General features: G+C 49.9%; 16 protein-coding genes. 9 read left to right on the forward strand and 7 right to left on the reverse strand.

Annotated features, from left to right (window positions below):
• The first annotated feature begins 6 nt into the window (after nucleotides 1-6).
• Nucleotides 7-1089 carry a gamma-glutamyl-gamma-aminobutyrate hydrolase family protein gene (locus P1P86_14035; protein MDF1576304.1) on the forward strand — a complete coding sequence of 361 codons (1083 nt, stop codon included), beginning with the start codon at nucleotides 7-9 and terminating at the stop codon, nucleotides 1087-1089.
• Nucleotides 1090-1095: 6 nt separating this feature from the next.
• Here the strand turns inward: P1P86_14035 and P1P86_14040 are convergent, their stop codons facing one another.
• Together P1P86_14040 and tsaD are read right to left on the reverse strand one after the other, a co-directional pair.
• The gene (locus P1P86_14040) at nucleotides 1096-1470 is read right to left on the reverse strand and encodes a DUF1987 domain-containing protein (protein ID MDF1576305.1); all 375 of its coding nucleotides are present in this window, start codon (nucleotides 1468-1470) and stop codon (nucleotides 1096-1098) included.
• A gap of 69 nt (nucleotides 1471-1539) precedes the next feature.
• Nucleotides 1540-2562: a tRNA (adenosine(37)-N6)-threonylcarbamoyltransferase complex transferase subunit TsaD gene (tsaD, locus tag P1P86_14045; GenBank protein MDF1576306.1), complete on the reverse strand. Its 1023-nt coding sequence runs from the start codon at nucleotides 2560-2562 to the stop codon at nucleotides 1540-1542.
• A 123-nt stretch (nucleotides 2563-2685) separates the two neighbouring features.
• Between tsaD and P1P86_14050 the strand changes: the two genes are divergently transcribed.
• From P1P86_14050 to P1P86_14075, 6 genes are all read left to right on the forward strand, one after another.
• Nucleotides 2686-7059 carry a translocation/assembly module TamB domain-containing protein gene (locus P1P86_14050; GenBank protein ID MDF1576307.1) on the forward strand — a complete coding sequence of 1458 codons (4374 nt, stop codon included), beginning with the start codon at nucleotides 2686-2688 and terminating at the stop codon, nucleotides 7057-7059.
• Nucleotides 7060-7114: 55 nt separating this feature from the next.
• Entirely contained in the window at nucleotides 7115-8536 is a 1422-nt protein-coding gene (gene nhaD, locus P1P86_14055) for a sodium:proton antiporter NhaD (GenBank protein ID MDF1576308.1), read from the forward strand.
• Nucleotides 8537-8645: 109 nt separating this feature from the next.
• Entirely contained in the window at nucleotides 8646-9329 is a 684-nt protein-coding gene (locus tag P1P86_14060; GenBank protein MDF1576309.1) for a MotA/TolQ/ExbB proton channel family protein, read from the forward strand.
• Between the two features lie 5 nt (nucleotides 9330-9334).
• Nucleotides 9335-9727 (forward strand): biopolymer transporter ExbD, encoded by a 393-nt coding sequence (locus P1P86_14065; GenBank protein ID MDF1576310.1) that lies wholly within the window; start codon nucleotides 9335-9337, stop codon nucleotides 9725-9727.
• On the forward strand, nucleotides 9727-10125 hold the full coding sequence (locus P1P86_14070) for a biopolymer transporter ExbD (protein ID MDF1576311.1): 399 nt from the start codon (nucleotides 9727-9729) through the stop codon (nucleotides 10123-10125). Before P1P86_14065 ends, P1P86_14070 begins: the two co-directional genes overlap by 1 nt.
• A 16-nt stretch (nucleotides 10126-10141) precedes the next feature.
• Nucleotides 10142-11077 (forward strand): hypothetical protein, encoded by a 936-nt coding sequence (locus tag P1P86_14075; GenBank protein ID MDF1576312.1) that lies wholly within the window; start codon nucleotides 10142-10144, stop codon nucleotides 11075-11077.
• Here P1P86_14075 and P1P86_14080 read toward each other — a convergent pair.
• From P1P86_14080 to P1P86_14100, 5 genes are all read right to left on the reverse strand, one after another.
• Entirely contained in the window at nucleotides 11064-11825 is a 762-nt protein-coding gene (locus P1P86_14080) for a sulfite exporter TauE/SafE family protein (GenBank protein ID MDF1576313.1), read from the reverse strand. The genes P1P86_14075 and P1P86_14080 overlap by 14 nt on opposite strands.
• 10 nt (nucleotides 11826-11835) lie before the next feature.
• Nucleotides 11836-13113 carry a serine hydroxymethyltransferase gene (locus P1P86_14085; GenBank protein MDF1576314.1) on the reverse strand — a complete coding sequence of 426 codons (1278 nt, stop codon included), beginning with the start codon at nucleotides 13111-13113 and terminating at the stop codon, nucleotides 11836-11838.
• Between the two features lie 148 nt (nucleotides 13114-13261).
• Nucleotides 13262-14011 (reverse strand): aquaporin family protein, encoded by a 750-nt coding sequence (locus P1P86_14090; GenBank protein MDF1576315.1) that lies wholly within the window; start codon nucleotides 14009-14011, stop codon nucleotides 13262-13264.
• A 50-nt stretch (nucleotides 14012-14061) separates the two neighbouring features.
• Nucleotides 14062-15576: a glycerol kinase GlpK gene (gene glpK / locus P1P86_14095; GenBank protein ID MDF1576316.1), complete on the reverse strand. Its 1515-nt coding sequence runs from the start codon at nucleotides 15574-15576 to the stop codon at nucleotides 14062-14064.
• 52 nt (nucleotides 15577-15628) lie between these two features.
• Complete coding sequence (locus P1P86_14100; protein MDF1576317.1) at nucleotides 15629-17191, reverse strand: glycerol-3-phosphate dehydrogenase/oxidase; 1563 nt, start codon at nucleotides 17189-17191, stop codon at nucleotides 15629-15631.
• Between the two features lie 114 nt (nucleotides 17192-17305).
• Here P1P86_14100 and P1P86_14105 point away from each other — a divergent pair, with 114 nt between their 5' ends.
• Both P1P86_14105 and P1P86_14110 read left to right on the forward strand, forming a co-directional pair.
• Nucleotides 17306-18442: an Sb-PDE family phosphodiesterase gene (locus P1P86_14105; protein ID MDF1576318.1), complete on the forward strand. Its 1137-nt coding sequence runs from the start codon at nucleotides 17306-17308 to the stop codon at nucleotides 18440-18442.
• Between the two features lie 66 nt (nucleotides 18443-18508).
• The gene (locus tag P1P86_14110; protein ID MDF1576319.1) at nucleotides 18509-19843 is read left to right on the forward strand and encodes an MFS transporter; all 1335 of its coding nucleotides are present in this window, start codon (nucleotides 18509-18511) and stop codon (nucleotides 19841-19843) included.
• Nucleotides 19844-19937 lie beyond the last annotated feature (94 nt).

A 19937-nucleotide genomic window follows, 5' to 3' on the forward strand; every position in this document is an offset into this window, starting at 1 on the left:
CTCTTTATGAACTTCCGCCTGAGTTTCCCCATTCTGATCCTGATTTTAAGTACCTCCCTCTTCTCTGCAGGCCAGGATACCCTTCTTCTGTTTCATCCGACCGTGTACAACCTGGAAGTGATACAGAAGCTTATGGAGGAAGAGCTCTTCCCTCTGGAAGGCTACCATGTATTGGGAGTATATCACCCCGGCGAGACCTATGATTACAGGAAGACCAAAGACTACATCGATCAGAAGCAGACAGGCCTTTTCAGCATCAGGCAGATCAAAGGCGAACTGGGAGCGGAACACCTGTTCCGGAAAAATTCTGCGAGTGAAGAGTTCAGGGAGCTTTTTAAATGTTCCGAGGGTGCTCTCTTTATGGGAGGACCCGATATTCCGCCTTCCGTCTATGGAGAGAAGGTCCACCTGCTCACCGCTGTCACCGATCCCTTCAGGCATTACCTCGAACTATCCTACCTGTTCCACCTGCTCGGAGGCACTCAGGACCGGGAATGGGTCCCTTACCTGGAACAAAAGCCCGGCTACCTGATTAATGGGATATGCCTGGGAATGCAAACCCTGCATGTGGCCACCGGAGGAACCCTGATTCAGGACATACCCACAGAGCTTTACGGAATATGGAATGCCGAGGATCTCCTGTCGCTGCCCCCTGATCAGATGCACCGCAACTACCAGGATTATCTGAATACAGATTGCGCAGACCCAACTTCCTATCATTTTCACAAAGTGACTCTGAGCAAAGGTGAGACCCTCAGCCGGGGAATTGGCTTCCGGTCCGGCACTTTGCCCCTGGTTCTCAGTTCCCATCATCAGGCCATAGAAAAACTGGGACCAGACTGGATGGTAACGGCCACTTCCATGGATGGAAGAATTATTGAAGGCATCCGGCACCGCAAGTATCCCCATGTACTGGGAATACAGTTTCACCCGGAGAAACCAGGGCTGTTCGATCCTTCGATTCATCACCCATCGGGATGTCATAGTACCATCAATTTCCAGGAGGCCATCGCTAACAGTGATTCCTACAAATTCCATGTGGCATTCTGGAACTATCTGGGAAGAGTCTTGCAGAAAAACAGGGAATAAGAGCAGCTACTCAATTTCAATGAAGTTGATTTTTAAATCCAGGATGGAGGAATAATACTCCCCGCGCTCCAGGATATCATCATCACCCTCCTCATAAACCCAATTGATTTTCAGATCATAACCGTCATTATCAACCTCTTTGAGCTTTTTGAGCAATCGCAGCATATACTTGGAAGTTCCACTGTTCAGGTATTCCAGTTCAATATCAACTTCGGTGAATCCAGGGGGTAAAGAAGCAAAAGCGATAATCCAGTCAAGGATGTCCTCGTAAAAGAGAGAGACATCTTCCGGGATGGACCGACCCTTAAATTTTATCCTTCCTTTGGGGTCCAGCAAAACATAAGGTGTTCTCGGAGTAGGCTGAAACTCTAGTTTATCCATCCTTTGCAAAAAAGTAAGAACAATATAGTGATTTTTGTGCTTTGCCCGAACAATTCATTTCCATTTTATTCAGAAATACATTCTGGCCAGGGGAGCAATATCATCGTTGGTGAAAAATCCCTTCTTGTAACGGTAATACCCGGTAATGGCAATCATGGCTGCATTGTCTGTGGTAAAACTCAAAGGTGGAATAAACACCTGCCAACCCTGTTTTTCTGCCTCCGTCTCCATGGCAAGACGCAGTCCCGAATTGGCAGAAACTCCACCGGCCAGGGCCACCTGATTGATCCCGGTCTTCTTCATGGCAAGGCGAAGCTTCTGGAGTAAAATATCGATAATGGTATGTTGGAGGGAGGCTGCAAGATCGGCCTTGTTCTCATCGATAAACCCTGGATTTTCTTTCAGAGAATCCCTGAGTTTATATAAAAAGGAGGTTTTCAAACCGGAGAAAGAGTAATCATATCCCCGGATCCGGGGTTTGTTGAAGGTGTACCTGAACGCATCTCCCTGCCTGGCCAGCCGGTCTATATGTGGCCCTCCCGGATAGGGCAGACCCAGAAGCTTTGCACATTTGTCAAAGGCCTCCCCCGCCGCATCATCTATGGTACGCCCGATGATCTCCATGCTGTGGTAATCCCTGACCACGACCAGCTGGGTATGCCCCCCTGATACCAGAAGAGAGATGAAAGGAAAACGAGGAGCCGCTGCAGCCTGCCACTGCGATTGAATAAAATGAACCAGCATATGTGCCTGAAGATGATTCACCTCGATCATGGGTATACCCAGAGCCGCAGTAAAACCCTTGGCAAAAGAGGTCCCCACGAGCAACGATCCCAGGAGTCCCGGCCCCCTGGTAAAGGCCAGGGCATCGATCTCGCTCCGTGCAACACCGGCTTCCTTCAATGCCCGGTCGACTACTGGAACGATATTCTGCTGATGTGCCCTGGAGGCCAGCTCGGGCACCACTCCTCCATATTTCCGGTGTACCTCCTGCCCGGCAATTACATTGGAAAGTAGTTGCCGATCCCTGATTACAGCAGCAGAAGTATCATCGCAGGAAGATTCAATCCCCAGAATAACAGTGCCCGTCACAACTTTTTCTATTTTTGTATTGTTTCAGTTACAAGAAAGTGCAAAAGTATTAAAAAGATAGCGAAAATAGGCCTGATCGTAATATTGCTTTTTCTGGCAATTCCGTCGCTGTCTTTACTTTTTTTGCAGAACCGGCAGGTTCAGACCGTAGTCAGTAAAATGCTGGCCGAACAGTTATCGGAGGAGCTTCATTCCACTATTTCTCTTTCATCGGTCAACTTCTCCTTTTTTAAAAGAATTCAGGTAAGGGACCTCTATATCGAGGATCTTCATGGAGATACGCTGATCTATTCGGAACTTACCAAAATCCGGATCAAGCAGATCAGACCAGATCAGAGAAGACTGGAGATCAGTAAGATCACCCTGGAAAATGCCTGGTTAAACCTGGTGATTGAAAGCGAAGGCGGGGTTAATCTGAGTTTGATCATCGACCGGCTGAAAAAACCCCATGTACCTCCGGAAAGAAAATCAAAACTTCATATCCACGAAATAACCATGAGCAATGGCAGGTTTTCACTGACGAAAACGGGCCACCAATCCTTGCGCCCGGAGATAGATTTCAACGATTTTGATCTGCATGGACTCGAAATCTCCCTGCTTGACCTGATCAGTGATCAGGACACCGTAAATATGAACATCGTCTCCCTGTCTGCTGTGGAGAAATCGGGATTCGAATTTGGTCACCTGGCTACCCGGATGTCTGTTGGTAAGACCCATATGCATTTTAAGGATTTGGCAATAATGGCCGGAGGCTCCGAACTGAATGTCCCTGTTCTGGGTTTCGATTTTGATCACTGGCAAGGCTTTAAATATTTTTCCAGAGAGGTGGATCTCACCTTTGAATCGGATCATTCTCAGGTAAAAACAGAGGATCTTGCCGTTTTTGTTCCGCAAACTGCCGGAATACTGGACCGTTTTACCATTGACGGCTCTTTGCATGGTGCACTCAGTAAGCTGAAAGGTGAAAAAATGGAAATGACTTTTGACGAGCAGAGTACGCTGGCTTTTGACTTCATTGCCATCGGTTTGCCTGATTTCAGCAATACCTTTCTGGATTTCAATTTCAGGGAACTAAATAGCTCGGTATCTGCCATACACACTATATTTAATCAGAAAAAAGCCGCCTCGAAGCAGTCGCTCTACCCCTGGATCAACATGGGTATGCTGGATTTCAAAGGACAGTTTACGGGATACCCGGATAATTTTGTTGCCATGGGTTATCTGCAGACCGATATGGGACAAATGCTGATGGACCTTTCATTCAGGCCGGACAGCATCCTGGGAATTGACTTTCACGGACATCTCTCCACCCGCGATTATAAACTGGGGGAACTCCTCGGGCAGGAAGAGCTGCTCTCTCAGCTGGACATGGATGTGATGGTGGATGGAAACCTCTTCGAAGGTGAGATAAGAGCCAACCTGAACGGAACCATCGACACCCTGTACTTCTCCCAGTATGCCTACAGCAACATTACCCTGGACGGAGCATTTACCAATAACACTTTCAACGGTGGTTTTAGCATCAGCGATCCCAATATCAGAATGGATTTCCAGGGAAAAACGGACTTCTCCGGTGAGGTTCCGTTCTATAATTTCACTGCCGATGTGGCCCGTTCCAGACCCTATTTCCTGAACCTTGGTGTGGAAGATCCCCATACCTTTGCCTCCTTTTTGATTGAAACCGATATCAGCGGGAATACCCTGGATGAACTTAATGGAGAGATTCGCCTGGTGAATAGTCTTTTTGAGAGAAATCAGGACCAGGTACAATTATATGATGTCAGGCTACATGCCCTTAACAGGCCGGACACCTCCTCCATTGAACTTAGATCCGAACTGATCGATGCCTCTATCTCAGGAAAGTTCAAACTCTCCTCCCTGCCCTCTTCTCTGGAGAATATGGTCGATCATTATGTAAACCTGATTCCCGGGAAACCGGCAATAAGCGATACGATCAATCGCTTCACTTATCACCTGGATCTGAAACATGTAAATCCAGTCCTGGATTTCTTCTTCCCGAAGATCCAGATCGCTGAAAACAGCAGCATACATGGAGAATATCATCCGGACAGGGGCATTAACAGCGCCGAAGGGCACTTTCCTGAGCTGGGCATCGGTCCCGGTTCCTGGTCCAATGCAGAATATCATACCAGAACCTTTGACGACAAATTTGAATTCATGTTCCGTGCCGATAGTATGATATATGGCAAAAATTATGCCCTGGAAAACCAACAGTTTCACCTTACCGCCTCTAACGACACAGCCAGGCTAGACATTGACTGGAGCAACCATTCAGAACCAGATTACAGCGGAGAGATACATCTTTTTGGAAGCTTCCTGTCCGATTCCATGGCAGAGAGGGGCTTTCTGGTTGAAGTGGAACCCTCTGAATTTTTCATTCAGAGTGAGAAATGGAATGTGGACCATTCCACTTTCCTGCTCAGAAAGAACTATCTGCATGTGGACAATCTTTTTATTCGAAGCAGAGAAAAGCATGTGCTTGCTGCCGGCACCATAGCTTCCGGAGGAGGACAGGACTTCGACCTGGATATCAGGAACCTGAATCTTGGAGAACTGGCCAGTCTGGGCAGACTGAACGCAGAACTGAATGGGAACATTACGGGCAACTTTAACTACCGGGAAACAGAAGGCAACCCCTATATTTATACAGACCTTCAGGTGGATACCCTCCGGTTCAACAATCAGTTGCTGGGGCCCACCAGTTTAAAAGCAGCCTGGAACGACACCCGCAGGACCGTCCGGGTGATGCTGCAATCAAATCTGAACGACGTAAAAACCATAGAGCTGAACGGTGAATATATTCCAGAAGGCAGGAAAGTGGATTTTGAGATTCACGTGAATGAACTTCAGCTTCAGGCACTCCATCCCTACGTTGAAAATTTCCTTGTTGATCTCTCCGGCACGGGTTCCGTTAATCTTACCCTCGACGGAACGCTCGATCAGCCCAAACTAAACGGTAGCCTGGGATTCAACCAGGGAGCTGCCACGATCTCCTTACTGAATACTCCTTATCTTTTCAATGGCCCTGTCAGAATCTATAACAACAATCTCTATTTTGAGAATTTTACAGCCTCTGACCAAGAGGGAAATGTGGGAAGAATAAACGGGTCCATATCCAATAACTATTTCCGCGACTTTTATGCCAACATCCATATGGAAGCAGAGAATCTGAATTTTATGGATACCCGTTCACTGGATAATGACCTCTTTTACGGAACTGTTTTTGCCACCGGTGATGCCACTGTTCAGGGAAGTTTTAATGATCTGAAACTGACCGTTGACGCCAGTACTGAAAAGAATACCGCACTCTATCTTCCCCTGTATAATGCCAGAGAAGTGCAGCGCTCAGATTTCATCACATTTATTCAGGAAACAGAGCATACCGAAAGGGAAGCTGGCAGACAGGAAAGCCTGAGAGGTATTGAAATAGAACTGGAGGTTGAAATTACAGAGGATGCCGTGGTCCAGTTGATTTTTGATCCCAAAGTGGGAGATATTATTGAGGCAAGTGGCCGGGGAAATATTCGTATGCTCGTGGACCAGTACCAGGGATTCCGGATGTTCGGGGATGTGGAACTCTTATCCGGCGACTACCTCTTCACTTTGCAGAATGTCATCAATAAACGGTTTCAGATTGAACCGGGAGGAATGATCAACTTCAATGGTTCGCCAACAAACGCCTCCATAGATCTGGCAGCCATATATGGAACCAGAGTAGCTCCGTACAATCTGTATCAGGGGGATCCCTCGGATGACTATGCCGAATTGCTGAAGAAGCGAATTCCTGTTGAATGCCACCTGCAGTTGCTGGGCGATCTCCGCTCCCCCACCATTGCTGCCGGTATAGAGATGCCAACTGCAGATCCGGAAACACGGGGTATTCTCGACAATGCCACAAGTACGGAGGATGAGCTGATGAAACAGTTTATCTCCCTGCTAGTTATCAATGATTTCTATAGTGTTGCGGGTTACGGGATCCAGAATATGGGTACCATGAACAGTTCCATTGCCGGAGTAACGGCCAGTGAATTGCTGTCTAACCAGCTAAGCAACTGGCTTTCACAGATAAGTGATGATTTTGATATCGGATTTAATTACCGTCCGGGCGATCAGGTGTCGACCCAGGAGATGGAAGTGGCCCTCTCCACACAGCTCCTGAACGATCGGGTGATTATCAGCGGAAACCTGGATGTGGGCGGACAGGAGACCAACCCTTCCAGTGAAGCCAGTAACAACCCTTACATTATGGGGGATTTTGAAGTGGAGTACAGGGTGACCGATAATGTGAGTATTCTTGCATTCAACCGTTCGCGGGATGAACTGATCGCGATGACCGCTCCCTACAAACAGGGAGTAGGCGTTTCCTACCGGGAAGATTTTAATAATCTGAGTCAGCTGCTGGCCCGCTACAAAGAAGCCATCAGCAATCGGAAAAAGAAGAAGAAAAAGTCCGGAAAGTCAGATTCTCAAGAGTAAAACTTTTCTATATTTGCGGCTTAAAACTTCTAAATCCTAACTTAATCTACAGATCATGTTTATTGTAATGGTTATTGTTTTTGTTCTGGGATACCTCGCCATAGCCCTGGAACACCCGCTGCACGTTGATAAGGCCATCCCGGCTCTGGCAATTGGCACTTTGCTGTGGGTTCTTTACATTTTTGGCGCGTATGACATTTTTACGGCCGGACTGAGTGAAGCCTGGAACTCCTATATTCACAGTGGCGAAGGACACGGAGAAACCGGAATCCAGGCCATGCGTCATTTCATCGTGGATAAAGAGATCATCCATCACCTGGGTGAGATTTCCGAGATCCTCTTCTTCCTGCTTGGCGCCATGACCATTGTTGAGGTCATTGACAAACATGACGGGTTCAAGATTATTACTGACAGGATCAAGACCACCAAAAAAGTGAAGCTCTTATGGATTCTCAGTTTCCTCACCTTCTTTATGTCCGCTGCCCTGGACAACCTGACCACGACCATTGTGATGGTTGCCCTGCTTCGAAAACTGATCTCCGAAAAAGAGACCCGCTGGTTCTTTGCTTCCATGGTGGTGCTTGCAGCCAATGCCGGTGGTGCCTGGTCGCCCATTGGAGATGTGACCACCATCATGCTGTGGATCGGTGGACAGGTAACTACCGGGGCCATCATCACCAGGGTTATTTTACCCAGTCTTTTCACCATGATTGTTCCCCTGGCCTTGCTCAGTTTCACTTTAAAAGGGGAGGTCAGCCGGCCCGAGATTGATGAAAATGAAAAGATCTACACCCGGCCATTTGAACGCAAATTAATGCTGATACTGGGTGTAAGCGGACTCCTGTTTGTTCCTGTTTTCAAAACCATTACCCACCTTCCTCCTTATATGGGCATGCTCTTTTCATTGTCATTGATCTGGCTGACCTCTGAGCTTTTGCATAAAAACAAACCGGATGAGGTCAAGAAAAAACTAAAGGTGATTTACATCCTGCAAAAGGTCGACACTCCCACCATCTTTTTCTTCCTGGGGATTCTGTCGGCCGTCGCCGCGCTTCAGAGTGCCGGACAACTGACCATCATGGCCGGATGGCTGGATGAGAACCTGGGGAACATCTTCCTGATCGATATGGCCATCGGCATTCTCTCCGCCGTGGTGGATAATGTACCGCTGGTGGCAGGGGCCATGGGCATGTATCCCATTGAAGACGCCGCCCATATTGCCACCCTGGTCGATCCTGCTGCCATAGAATATGCCAGCAACTTCGTTCAGGATGGCCTGTTCTGGGAGTTCCTGGCTTATTGTGCCGGTACCGGAGGCAGTATTCTGATCATAGGATCTGCCGCAGGAGTTGCCGCCATGGGGATGGAGAAAATCGATTTCATCTGGTATCTGAAACGGATTTCTCTTCTGGCACTTCTGGGATATGTGGCTGGTGCTGGTGTTTACTATCTGCAATCTCTTATTATACACCATTAAGCCGCTGAGAAGTAGCTGTTAATAAAAGAACTGAATCTTTGATAACGGGATATACTACATCGAAGTATATCCCGTTTTATTTCATATATTCGACGGAAATTTGAATCGCATGAAAAACTTGATTATTCTTCAGGTTACAAGCCTGGATACCAGTAGTATACAGGCTACCTCAACGGAATCTTTTATTGATATTGCCCTGAAGGGCGGCTGGGTGATGCTACCCATCGTTATCCTGAGCTTTATCGCAGTCTATATATTTTTTGAACGCTGGTTTGCCATCAAGAAAGCGGCCCGGGTCGATCAGACCTTCATGAACCGTATAAAGGACTATATCATTGATGGTAAGGTCGATTCGGCCCATACGCTTTGCCAGTCCACCGATAATCCGGTAGCCAGGATGATCGATAAGGGAATCAGCCGCATTGGTCGCCCGCTCAACGATGTCAATGCGGCCATTGAGAATGTTGGCCGGCTGGAGATCTATAAACTGGAAAGGGGATTACCCACTCTGGCCACCGTGGCCGGAGGAGCGCCCATGATCGGTTTCCTGGGAACGGTTATCGGGATGGTGCAGGCCTTTCACCAGATGTCTACCGCAGGGAACAATATCAATGTGGGACAGCTTTCCGGCGGTATCTACACCGCACTGATCACGACCGTGGCCGGTCTGACTGTAGGTATTATCGCCTATTTTGCCTATAACACACTGGTAGCCAGGGTCGATAAGGTGATCAACAATATGGAGGCAGGCACTTCCGAGTTCATCGACCTGCTTAACGAACCTGCAAAATAGGAAAGATGGCACTCAAACCCAGAAACAGGGTCCTGGATAATTTCGCCATGTCGGGCATGACCGACATTGTATTCCTGTTGCTGATCTTTTTTATGCTTACCTCCACCCTGATTGCCCCCAATGCCCTGAAGATGCTACTGCCCAGCAGAGGGCAGGTGACCGTGGAGGGAGAATCGCTTATCCCCACGGTAACCATTCACAGCGGAAGCCGCATCACGGTCGATGGCAGAACAGTCTCGCTGGAGAACCTGGGTTTGGTTCTTGAATCCAAACTCCGCGGGCTGCCCGATCCCACCATCAGGGTGCTTACTTCACCGGCTGTTTCAGTGGGTGATGCGGTAGCTGTTATGAATGTGGCAGCTGAAAAAGATTACACCGTGGTGCTGAAACAACTTTAATGGCCATAGAATCGAGACATAAAGCCAATAAGAACTTTGCCATGTCGGGCATGACCGACATTGTATTCCTGTTGCTGATCTTTTTTATGATCGCCTCCACCCTGATATCGCCGGCGGCGCAAAATGTTCAGCTTCCGGAGAGTAACAACCAGACTCAGGCCAACCCGGTTCTGGTAGTATCTGTCGCCCGGGATAAAGTGATCTCTGTGGACGACCAGGAGTATGCCCTCTCAGAACTGGAAAGTGTTCTTCGGAAGAAACTTGAAAACTACGGAGAGGCTCCGACAGTCCGCCTGAATGCGGACCGGGATCTCAACATGGAAGAGGTTTTTGCCTTTCTCGAAATCGCCAAACGAAACCGGTACAAGGTGATACTTGGAACCAGACCATCGGACTGACCGTTATATAAGTACCATGAAGCTTAACAGAAGAGGCCTTTTAGCAACTATTGTCTATCATGCACTGCTGCTTTTGCTGCTGGTGTTTGCCGGGCTTACCTTCCCCGATCCCCCGCCCGAGGAGGAAGGGATACTGGTCAACTTCGGCACCGATGAGTCCGGCCTGGGAGAATATGAGCCTATGGGGGATGATCAGCAGGCAGGGAATCCCGATATGGAGGTCTCTCAAAGCCAGGAACCCGTGGAAGAGGAAGAGTATCAGGAACCGGCGGAGGAGACCAGGGAAGCTTATACCCCGCCTGAGCCGGAAGAGGTCGACCAGACTCAGGATGTGGAAGAGACCCGGGTGAGAGAAGAGCCCAAACCCACTGCAGAAGAGCTGGAAAGACAGCGGCAGCAGGAGTTGGAAAGACAGCGACAGGCGGAACTCGAAAGGCAGCGCGTAGAGCAGGAGCGGATTGAAAGAGAACGAAGAGAGGAACAGGAGCGCATTGAACGGGAAAGGCAGGCCCAGGCCGAGAGGCTCAACAATCTGGGCCGGGATGCCTTTGGAAGACAGGGGCTTGGTGAAACGGAAGGCTCGGAAGGAATTACGCAGGGAAGCGGAAACCAGGGCGATCCGAACGGAAGTCCCGATGCGGACAATTACGGTACCGGAGGCGGACTGGGCGATGGAATCTCCTTCGGAGGGCTGGGTTCCAGAAAGGCCAGGGGGAGTTTACCCAAGCCCAATATGTCGGGCTGTGATGTGACGCAGAAGATTGAGGTCCGGGTGGAGGTCCAGGTGGACCGGGACGGGAATGTGGTCAGCGCCATTGTGACCAGTTCCACCTACCAGAATAAGTGCATCTGGGATATGGTGGTGGAAGCTGCCAGGCAGAGTAAGTTTTCCGTGGATCAGAGTGCCAACTACAGGCAGACCGGCTGGATCAGGTACATCATAGTACCCTGAAAGCATCCCAGATCAGCTTGGTGGCTGCAACCAGGATAGCCGCCAGCACCACATACCTGATAAACACAGCTCCCCGTTTCACAGCTATCTTTGTACCTACCAGGGCCCCGAGCATATTCCCAACGGCCAGTACCAGCCCCATCCAAAGATCCACATCTCCGTGCAGGAAAAAAACTACCAGGGCCAGCGGGGTATAAAGCAGGATGACGAAGATTTTCAGGGCATTGGCTTTCACCAGTTCAAATCCGCTTGCCAGCACCAGGCCGGTAAGCAGAAAAAACCCCACTCCTGCCTGGATAAAACCGCCATAAATCCCTGTAAAAAAGAAGATGACCGCCTGAAGCCAGTAAGGAATCGGGGGATGCTCTTCATGGCTGTTAATCCAGCGGTTGGGTTTCAGGAGCATCAGGAAAAATACCACGATCATCACCCCGGCAATGGCCAGTTTCATCACTTCGTCATTCAGGTTCACAGCCACAAAGGCACCAACAATGGCACCCAGCAGCGCAGGGATACCCACCTTGAATCCGGAAGGAAAATCCATGACCTTCTCCTTGTGAAAGCGGTTCACTCCCACCACATTCTGAAGAAAAATGGCAATCCGGTTGGTCCCGTTTGCCATATTGGGTGGAAGCCCCAGTGCCATCAACAAAGAAAGGGTCAGCAGGGAACCTCCGGCTGCCAGTGTATTGATGATGCCGGCGATGAATCCGATGGATATAACCAGGATATAGGTGTACCACTCCATGCAGCTGCGATCAGGCAAACATGGGGAAATCGACCATCATTTCGTTTACTTCCCGGCGGATTTTTTCAATCAGTAATTTATCATCAATGTTCATAATGACCCGGTCGATCAGATCCACAATCCCCGGTATCAGATCTTCCTTCACCCCCCGTGTGGTGATGGCAGGAGTACCCACCCTGATTCCGCTGGTCTGGAAAGGCGACCTGGAATCAAAGGGAACCATATTTTTATTTACGGTGATATCCGCCTCCACCAGGGTGTTTTCCACCTGCTTGCCGGTAGTATCCGCCACCCGGGTCCGCAGATCAATCAGCATGGAGTGGTTATCGGTACCATCAGAAACCACCTTGTATCCCTTCTTCATAAATGCATCGGCCATGATGACTGCATTCTTCTTAACCTGGGCCTGGTAGATCTTGAATTCGTCCGTAAGCGCCTCTCCAAAAGCCACAGCCTTGGCCGCTATGATATGTTCCAGGGGCCCTCCCTGGATCCCGGGAAAGACCGCCGAATTGATCAGGGATGACATTTGACGGATCACCCCCTTCTTGGTGGCCCTTCCCCAGGGATTCTCATAATCCTTCCCGATCAGGATAATTCCGCCCCTTGGCCCGCGAAGGGTCTTGTGAGTGGTCGACGTGACAACATGAGCGTAGGGAAGCGGATTATCCAGCAAGCCGGCAGCAATAAGGCCCGCCGGATGGGCCATATCAATCATCAGAATCGCTCCGATCTTATCGGCAATCTCCCGCATCCGTTTATAATCCCACTCACGGGAATAGGCCGAAGCCCCGCCCACGATCATCCTGGGACGCTCTTTAAGGGCCACCTCCTCCATGGCTTCATAATCGATCCGCCCTGTACGCTCATCCAATCCGTAGGATACGGCCCGGTACAGAATACCGGAGCTGTTGACCGGGGAGCCATGCGACAGGTGCCCCCCGTGACTCAGGTCGAGGCCCATAAAAGTATCGCCCGGTTCCAAAACGGTCAGGAAGACCGCCATATTGGCCTGGGCACCCGAGTGGGGCTGCACATTGGCGTACTCCGCCCCGTAGAGCTGGCAGAGCCTCTCTATGGCCAGGTCCTCCACCTTGTCAATCACCTCACATCCCCCGTAGTAGCGATGACCCGAATAGCCTTCGGCATATTTATTGGTCAGACAGGAGCCCATGGCTTCCATCACCTGGGTGCTGACAAAATTTTCAGAGGCAATCAGTTCAATACCCCTTCTTTGACGTTGCTGTTCGTGTTCAATGAATGTAAAAAGTTCAAGATCTCTCTTCATGATGCCTGTTTTGGAAAATATCTTCAAATTTAGTGTTTTGCAACTGTAAAAAAGTGAATCCCGGCTCGTCTTTTTAACAAAACTAAAGCTCAAACAGGGTTGGAGATTATTTTTTCAAACCGGTCCTGGTCTAAGCTTATCAATACGACTATCCCACCACGATTCCCTGAAGCAGGAAAAGCCCAGCTGCAATCAAAGCGCCGATAATCGGTCCGATTACCGGGATCCAGGCATAGCCCCAGTCACTGCCCCCTTTGTGGTCCATGGGCAGCAAATTATGCATGATCCTGGGAGCCAGGTCTCTGGCCGGATTGATCGCATAGCCGGTGGTCCCGCCCAGCGAGAGGCCGATGGCCGTCACCAGCAAAGCCACAGGCAATGCCCCCAGGGTGCCCAGTCCCATATTCACTTCCGTTCCCTCCAGCTGTATGCTTGGATCAGCGATGTAAAGGATCACAAAGATTAATACAAAAGTGCCGATCACCTCACTGATAAAATTATTAAGAGGCTTTCGAATGGCAGGACCCGTTGCAAAACATCCCAGCTGTGCGCCCTGGTCCTCTGTTCGGTTAAAGTGGTGACGATAATAAAGCCATACGGTTCCGGCTCCGGCTGCAGCTCCGGCCATCTGTGCGGCAATAAAAGGAAGTACCTGGCTCCAGGCAAAACTCCCTGCAGCTGCCAGTCCCAGGGTAACGGCAGGATTAATATGTGCCCCGGATACGGGTCCGGCCACTGCAACCCCCACAAATACACCCAGTCCCCACCCCAGTGAAATTACTATCCATCCACCGTTATTTCCTTTGGTATCCTTTAGTACCACATTGGCCACGACCCCGTTACCGAGCAGTATCAGGAGAAAGGTGCCTATAAATTCTGCAAAGATTTCGTTCAGCATAAGATTCAGTCTAAGAGTTATCGATCATGTTTAATGGTTCTGTTTATGGATCATACCTGGGGATCCTGCCAGGCGCGGCTCCTGGAAACAGCCTTTTCCCACTCCTTTTTCAGAGTCTGGCGCCTTTCCCGGGAGACCTTGCTGGTAAAATTACGGTCCATTGCCCACTGCTCCCCGATCTCTTCCAGCGATTCCCAGAAACCGGTAGCCAGTCCGGCCAGGTAGGCAGCCCCCAGGGCGGTGGTCTCGATGTTCTCGGGACGAATCACCGGGATTCCTATCAGATCGGCCTGGAACTGCATCAGCAGGTCGTTAACCACAGCACCCCCATCCACCTTCAGTTCGCCGATCTGAATACCGGCATCGCTCTCCATGGCTCCCATTACATCATTCACCTGGAAAGCAATACTCTCCAGGGCAGCCCTGGCTATATGTCCGGCTGTAACTCCGCGGGTCAGTCCGGCAATCATCCCCCGGGCATACTGGTCCCAGTGAGGGGCCCCCAGCCCGGTGAAGGCAGGTACAAAGTAAACCCCCCCATTATCCTCCACCGATTCGGCAAGTTTCTCTACATCCGACGAGTTCTTGATCAGACCCAGACCATCCCTCAACCACTGGATCACTGCACCTCCGATAAAGATGCTTCCTTCCAGGGCATACGTGGTCTTCCCATTCAATTGCCAGGCAATGGTCGTTATCAGGTTGCTTTTCGAACTGACCGGCTCCTCCCCGGTGTTGCAAAGAATAAAGCAACCTGTTCCATAGGTGCATTTGACCGAACCCGGCGAGAGACACATTTGTCCGAAGGTGGCAGCCTGCTGATCTCCTGCTATTCCGGCAATGGGCACCGGCACGGAGAGAATTCCCCGTGAAGTCTCTCCGTAAACTTCCGAAGAAGATTTTACCGCTGGCAGCATGCTCTCAGGGATGCCAAAGAGCTCCAGCAACTCTTCATCCCACTTCAGCGAATGAATATTAAATAACATCGTCCGGCTGGCGTTGGTCACATCGGTCACATGAACCTTCCCGCCGCTTAACTTCCATATTAACCAGGAATCGACTGTGCCCAGTGCCAGTTTACCCCTGGCTGCCTCCTCCCTTGCTCCGGGAGTGTGATCCAGCATCCACCTCCATTTGGTAGCTGAAAAGTAGGCATCAATGACCAATCCGGTCTTTTCCTGGATCAGGTCCTTATGGCCCATGGCTTTCAGCTCATCACAAAATTCAGAGGTCCTGCGGTCCTGCCATACAATGGCATTGCATATGGGCTTCCCGCTCTCCCGGTCCCATATTAACGCCGTTTCTCGCTGATTGGTGATTCCTATGGCAGCCACATCCCTGGCGCCGGCACCGGCGTTACGCAGGGCATCGTGCATTACCCGGTTCTGAGAATTCCAGATATCCATGGGATCGTGCTCCACCCAGCCGGGTTTGGGAAAGATCTGCCGGAACTCCTTTTGGGCCACCCCCACCATCGTCCCGGAATGGTCAAAGACAATGGCCCGGGAACTGGTGGTGCCCTGGTCCAGGGCCAGGATAAATTTGTTGTCTGAATTACTTAGCATGTTCGCGATATTAAGTGAATATTATAAGATCTTGCTGTTCTCCGGTCAGGCATCAGTTTAACAAATTCCGGGCTGCCAGTTTGGTAAAGGCTTCCACCTGTCGTGTTTCCCAGGTTTTATCTTTACCCAGCTCTTTGGCCAGGATTGAAGCTACGGCAGGTGCCATCCGGATACTCTCCCGGACATCCAGTTGAAGGGCCCTGATACGGCGAGACAGGCAATCCTCCAGGTTCCTGGCCATCTCGGCCCTTACGGCCCAAACGATCTGAGCCCTGATAATCTGCAGTTTTTCACTGATCAGTTCACCCATGGCAGGATCTTCCGAAACCAGTTTGTCGAGCTGCTCCCGGTCACTGCCGTACCAGTGCAGCGGATCGCTGCGGTCGACACCCTCCCTGTAAGCATAAATCTTCAAAGTGGCGGTGACAGACTTTTTAACAGGCAGGCCGGCCTGTCTGGCTGCCACGTCGACCACATCTTCGGCCATTTTCCGGTAGGTGGTCCATTTCCCTCCTGTAAGTGTAATCAGTCCCCCTCCGGAAACAAGAATCTTATGGCCCCTGGAGATCTCCTTGGTCTTCTTGCCTTCGGAAGCCGGAGCAGCCAGTGGTCTTAATCCCGTAAACACGGCCAGCACGTCGGACCGGCTGGGAGGATGCTCCATATAAAGGCGGGCTGTTTCCAGAATATACTCCACCTCCTCTTCTTCAGCCAGAGGCTCCAGCTCGGCATGCTGTTTCTCCACATCCGTGGTACCCACCACCACCCGGTTGTGCCAGGGGACCGCAAACAGTACCCTTCCATCGGAGGTTTTGGGAATCATCAGAGCCTGCTCTCCTTTCAGAAAGTCCGGATCCATCACCAGGTGAATCCCCTGACTCGGTTTTACCACATCCCTCGCCTCAGGATTCTCCATTTTCAGAATATCGTCCACAAATACCCCGGTGGCGTTGATCACTACAGCAGCAGATATCTTATAGGTTTTTCCGCTTTCACCATCCTCCGCAGTCACACCTCTGACATTACCTCCGTCCGGGATCAGTCCCTTTACCTTCATATGGTTGATTGCAAGCCCACCCTTCTCAACAACAGACTGAGCCAGGTTCACGGCCAGGCGGGCATCATCGAACTGACAATCGAAATAGCGCACGCCTCCTCGTAGCTTCTTAGTCTTGAGTGCCGGTAGTGCTTTACGTGCTCCCCGTGCGGAGAGCGGAACGGAGCGACCGATTCCCAGGCGCCCTGCCATCAGGTCATAAAGGGTAAGTCCAATGGTATAAAAGGGTACGCACCACCAGTGGTAGCAAGGAATCACAAAGGCCTGATCCTTTACCAGGTGTGGTGCATTCCTTTTTAACCTTCCCCGTTCCTTCAAGGCCTCCAGCACCAGGGAAATATTCCCCTGTGCCAGATAGCGCACACCCCCATGGACCAGCTTGGTACTGCGACTGGAGGTCCCTTTGGCAAAATCATCCTGTTCCAGCAAAATGGTCCGGTATCCCCTGGATACAGCTTCCAGCGCAGCACCCAGTCCGGAGGCCCCGCCTCCGATTACAACAATATCATATGCATGGCCGGAATGTTCCAGCGCGTCGATCATTGAATCTCTATCCATTACTGTACCAGGAATTAATTGTTGAGTGCCTCCTAAAAATACTTTTAATTTTCAAGCCTCCCAATTCTTTTTTGTAGTTTTAGAGAGAGCAAACCAACAAAACCTGACCACATCATGTTTCGAGCCAAGCTAAGCAAAACAGCCTTCACATTTCTTTGTTCCCTTTCCTTCTTTCTGGGTATCTGGGCACAATCGGATGAGCCACAGGAAAACAGCCGTGCCATAGAGTTTCCCCATATTCCCGGCTATGTGACCCTTAAATGCGACCTTCACATACATACGGTCTTTTCAGACGGTCATGTGTGGCCCGGTATCAGGGTACAGGAAGCACTCAGGGATGGACTGGATGTAATTTCTATTACAGATCACATTGAATACCAGCCACATCAGAAGGAAATCCCTCACCCTGACCGGAACACCAGCTATGAACTCGCCCTGAAGGCTGCCCAGGGAACCGGGCTGCTGGTCATTCCGGGAACAGAGATTACCCGGTCGATGCCTCCCGGTCATTTTAATGCCGTATTTGTCCAGGATGTCAATAAGATGAACCAGCAGGATGTGATGGAAGTATTCAGGGAGGCAAAAAGGCAGGGAGCCTTTGTCTTCTGGAACCACCCGCACTGGACCGCTCAGAGACCCGACGGGGTAGCCACGCTGACCGAAATGCACCTCGAACTGCTGGAAGAGGGGTTATTTGCAGGCATAGAGGTATACAACGATGATACTTATTCCGGTGAAGCGCTGGAAATTGCAAATAAGTATGGGCTGACCCTCCTGGGGAACTCAGATGTACACGGTCTGGTGGACTGGACTTACCAGGTTCCGGAAGGGGGACACAGGCCGCTTACCCTGGTGTTTGCCAGGGAAAAAAGTGCGGAAGCCATGCAAAGGGCCATGGAACAGCGGCAGACTGTTGTATGGTTCAAAAACACATTGGTTGGTCATCCGGAATTTCTTATCCCGCTGCTGGAGGCGTCGCTGGAAGTCACCAGAACAGGTAAAGGAGCTGTACCGGAAGTTCAGATCCGCAACCACTCAGATGCCGACCTGATTCTGGAAAACATATCGGATTACAGCCTGCACAATTTTGCCCCGGTATTTGTGCTGAAAGCCCATACAAAAACCAGCCTGATGGTGAAGACCCTGGAGCCCCTGGAATCCTTTGAACTACGATTCCGGGTGCTTAATGCCTATACTGCAGCAAATCAGCATCCTCAGATCAAACTTCCGGCGGAACAGGGGGCCGAGTAAATTGCCATGAGTTTCCCATATAATAACTACTTCAGAAACGCATCTACTAATCTCAAACCTTGAAACATGGAACAGAACTACAACAAACTAAGATTATTTATTGGTAGCTGTTTTGCACTATTGGTAACGGCCCTGACCTTTGCAATGAGGGCAAAAATTGAAGAGATCTTTGGCCCTGTTGAGGAAGGCGGCATTTTCGGACTTTCGAAAGAAGCCATCGGCTGGGCATTCAGTCCTGCATTCTGGGGATTTACCATTGCCATGGTGCTGGGAGGATTTGTGATCGACATTTTAAAGACAAAAACCCTGGTTTGGACCGCATTTATACTTCAGTTAATCGGAGCTGTTGTATTTATTCTAGCAAAAAATAAAGAGGTGCTGTTTATAGCCAATGTTTTTATCGGACTTGGGAACGGGACTGTTGAAGCAGCTTTCAATCCACTGGTTGCTACCATCTACCCGAAAGATAAAACCAGGATGCTGAACAGGTTTCACGTCTGGTTCCCTGCCGGGATTGTGATCGGCAGTCTGCTGGCCTACTTCATGATGGATAAAATGGATATGAACTGGCAGATTTATGCAGCCCTGCTTTTTATTCCGCTTGTAATATATGGAGTGATCTTCCTCGGACAGAAAATTCCGGAAACAGAACGTGTTGCCAGTGGGGTCAGCTACAAGGAGATGATGATGGCTGTTGGGGCACCTTTTACTATCATCATATCCATGGCCCTCATGATTCTGCTGGCGACCAAGGTCCTGAATTTCCCGGAAGGATGGATGTACCTGGCTCTAATTGGATTGGTTGCCCTGATATCTATTATGGAGGCAAAACTGGTACATAAAGAAAAGGCGATATTCCCAATCATGTTCTCCTTGATGCTTCTTACCTCTTCCACAGAACTGGTAACCAATCAATGGGTGAACGCCTTGCTGGGAGGTGCTGTGGAGAGTGCTATTCTCCTGCTGGCCCTTATTTCCACCATCATGGCTCTGGGCAGGTTTTTTGCAGGACAACTGGTTCATCGTATTAATCCCGTTGGTGTGCTTCTTTTGTCATCTGTATTTGCGGCACTCGGTATCTACGTGTTAAGCTTTGTTAGTTCATCTGGTATGACCGTAGTTGGTGCCGTCCTGTTTGCCATTGGGATCACCTATTTTTGGCCCACCATGCTTGGATTTTGCTCTGAATATATTCCAAGGACCGGAGCATTGGGGCTTTCTCTTCTTGGAGGAGCAGGATTTGTTTCAGCATCCATGTTTATGCCGGTCATGGGTAAGATCCTTGAAGAGAATGACACGAGTGTTGCTTTGCAAAGCATGGGCATACTCCCTATCTTTATGATTATTGGATTTTCAGTCCTCTTTGTTATCTACAGAAAGAAGAAACCCGAGGTCTTGTAAGGCCGCACAAATACTCTTAGCCTGATTAATTCATAAACTCCAAAATCCGGGTTTTTTCATTCCGATTTTCAAACCAAGATACTACATCGCAATC

It is taken from the genome of Bacteroidales bacterium (assembly GCA_029210725.1).
GTDB lineage: Bacteria > Bacteroidota > Bacteroidia > Bacteroidales.

Excerpts from the sequence above, each read along its gene's own strand:
- P1P86_14075 (MDF1576312.1), top strand. The coding sequence starts at position 10,142 with ATGAAGCTTAACAGAAGAGGCCTTTTAGCAACTATTGTCTATCATGCA.
- P1P86_14070 (MDF1576311.1), top strand. The coding sequence starts at position 9,727 with ATGGCCATAGAATCGAGACATAAAGCCAATAAGAACTTTGCCATGTCG.
- P1P86_14065 (MDF1576310.1), top strand. The coding sequence starts at position 9,335 with ATGGCACTCAAACCCAGAAACAGGGTCCTGGATAATTTCGCCATGTCG.
- P1P86_14060 (MDF1576309.1), top strand. The coding sequence starts at position 8,646 with ATGAAAAACTTGATTATTCTTCAGGTTACAAGCCTGGATACCAGTAGT.
- nhaD (MDF1576308.1), top strand. The coding sequence starts at position 7,115 with ATGTTTATTGTAATGGTTATTGTTTTTGTTCTGGGATACCTCGCCATA.
- P1P86_14110 (MDF1576319.1), top strand. The coding sequence starts at position 18,509 with ATGGAACAGAACTACAACAAACTAAGATTATTTATTGGTAGCTGTTTT.
- P1P86_14040 (MDF1576305.1), bottom strand. The coding sequence starts at position 1,470 with ATGGATAAACTAGAGTTTCAGCCTACTCCGAGAACACCTTATGTTTTG.
- P1P86_14085 (MDF1576314.1), bottom strand. The coding sequence starts at position 13,113 with ATGAAGAGAGATCTTGAACTTTTTACATTCATTGAACACGAACAGCAA.
- P1P86_14105 (MDF1576318.1), top strand. The coding sequence starts at position 17,306 with ATGTTTCGAGCCAAGCTAAGCAAAACAGCCTTCACATTTCTTTGTTCC.
- P1P86_14035 (MDF1576304.1), top strand. The coding sequence starts at position 7 with ATGAACTTCCGCCTGAGTTTCCCCATTCTGATCCTGATTTTAAGTACC.
- P1P86_14090 (MDF1576315.1), bottom strand. The coding sequence starts at position 14,011 with ATGCTGAACGAAATCTTTGCAGAATTTATAGGCACCTTTCTCCTGATA.
- glpK (MDF1576316.1), bottom strand. The coding sequence starts at position 15,576 with ATGCTAAGTAATTCAGACAACAAATTTATCCTGGCCCTGGACCAGGGC.
- P1P86_14100 (MDF1576317.1), bottom strand. The coding sequence starts at position 17,191 with ATGGATAGAGATTCAATGATCGACGCGCTGGAACATTCCGGCCATGCA.
- P1P86_14080 (MDF1576313.1), bottom strand. The coding sequence starts at position 11,825 with ATGGAGTGGTACACCTATATCCTGGTTATATCCATCGGATTCATCGCC.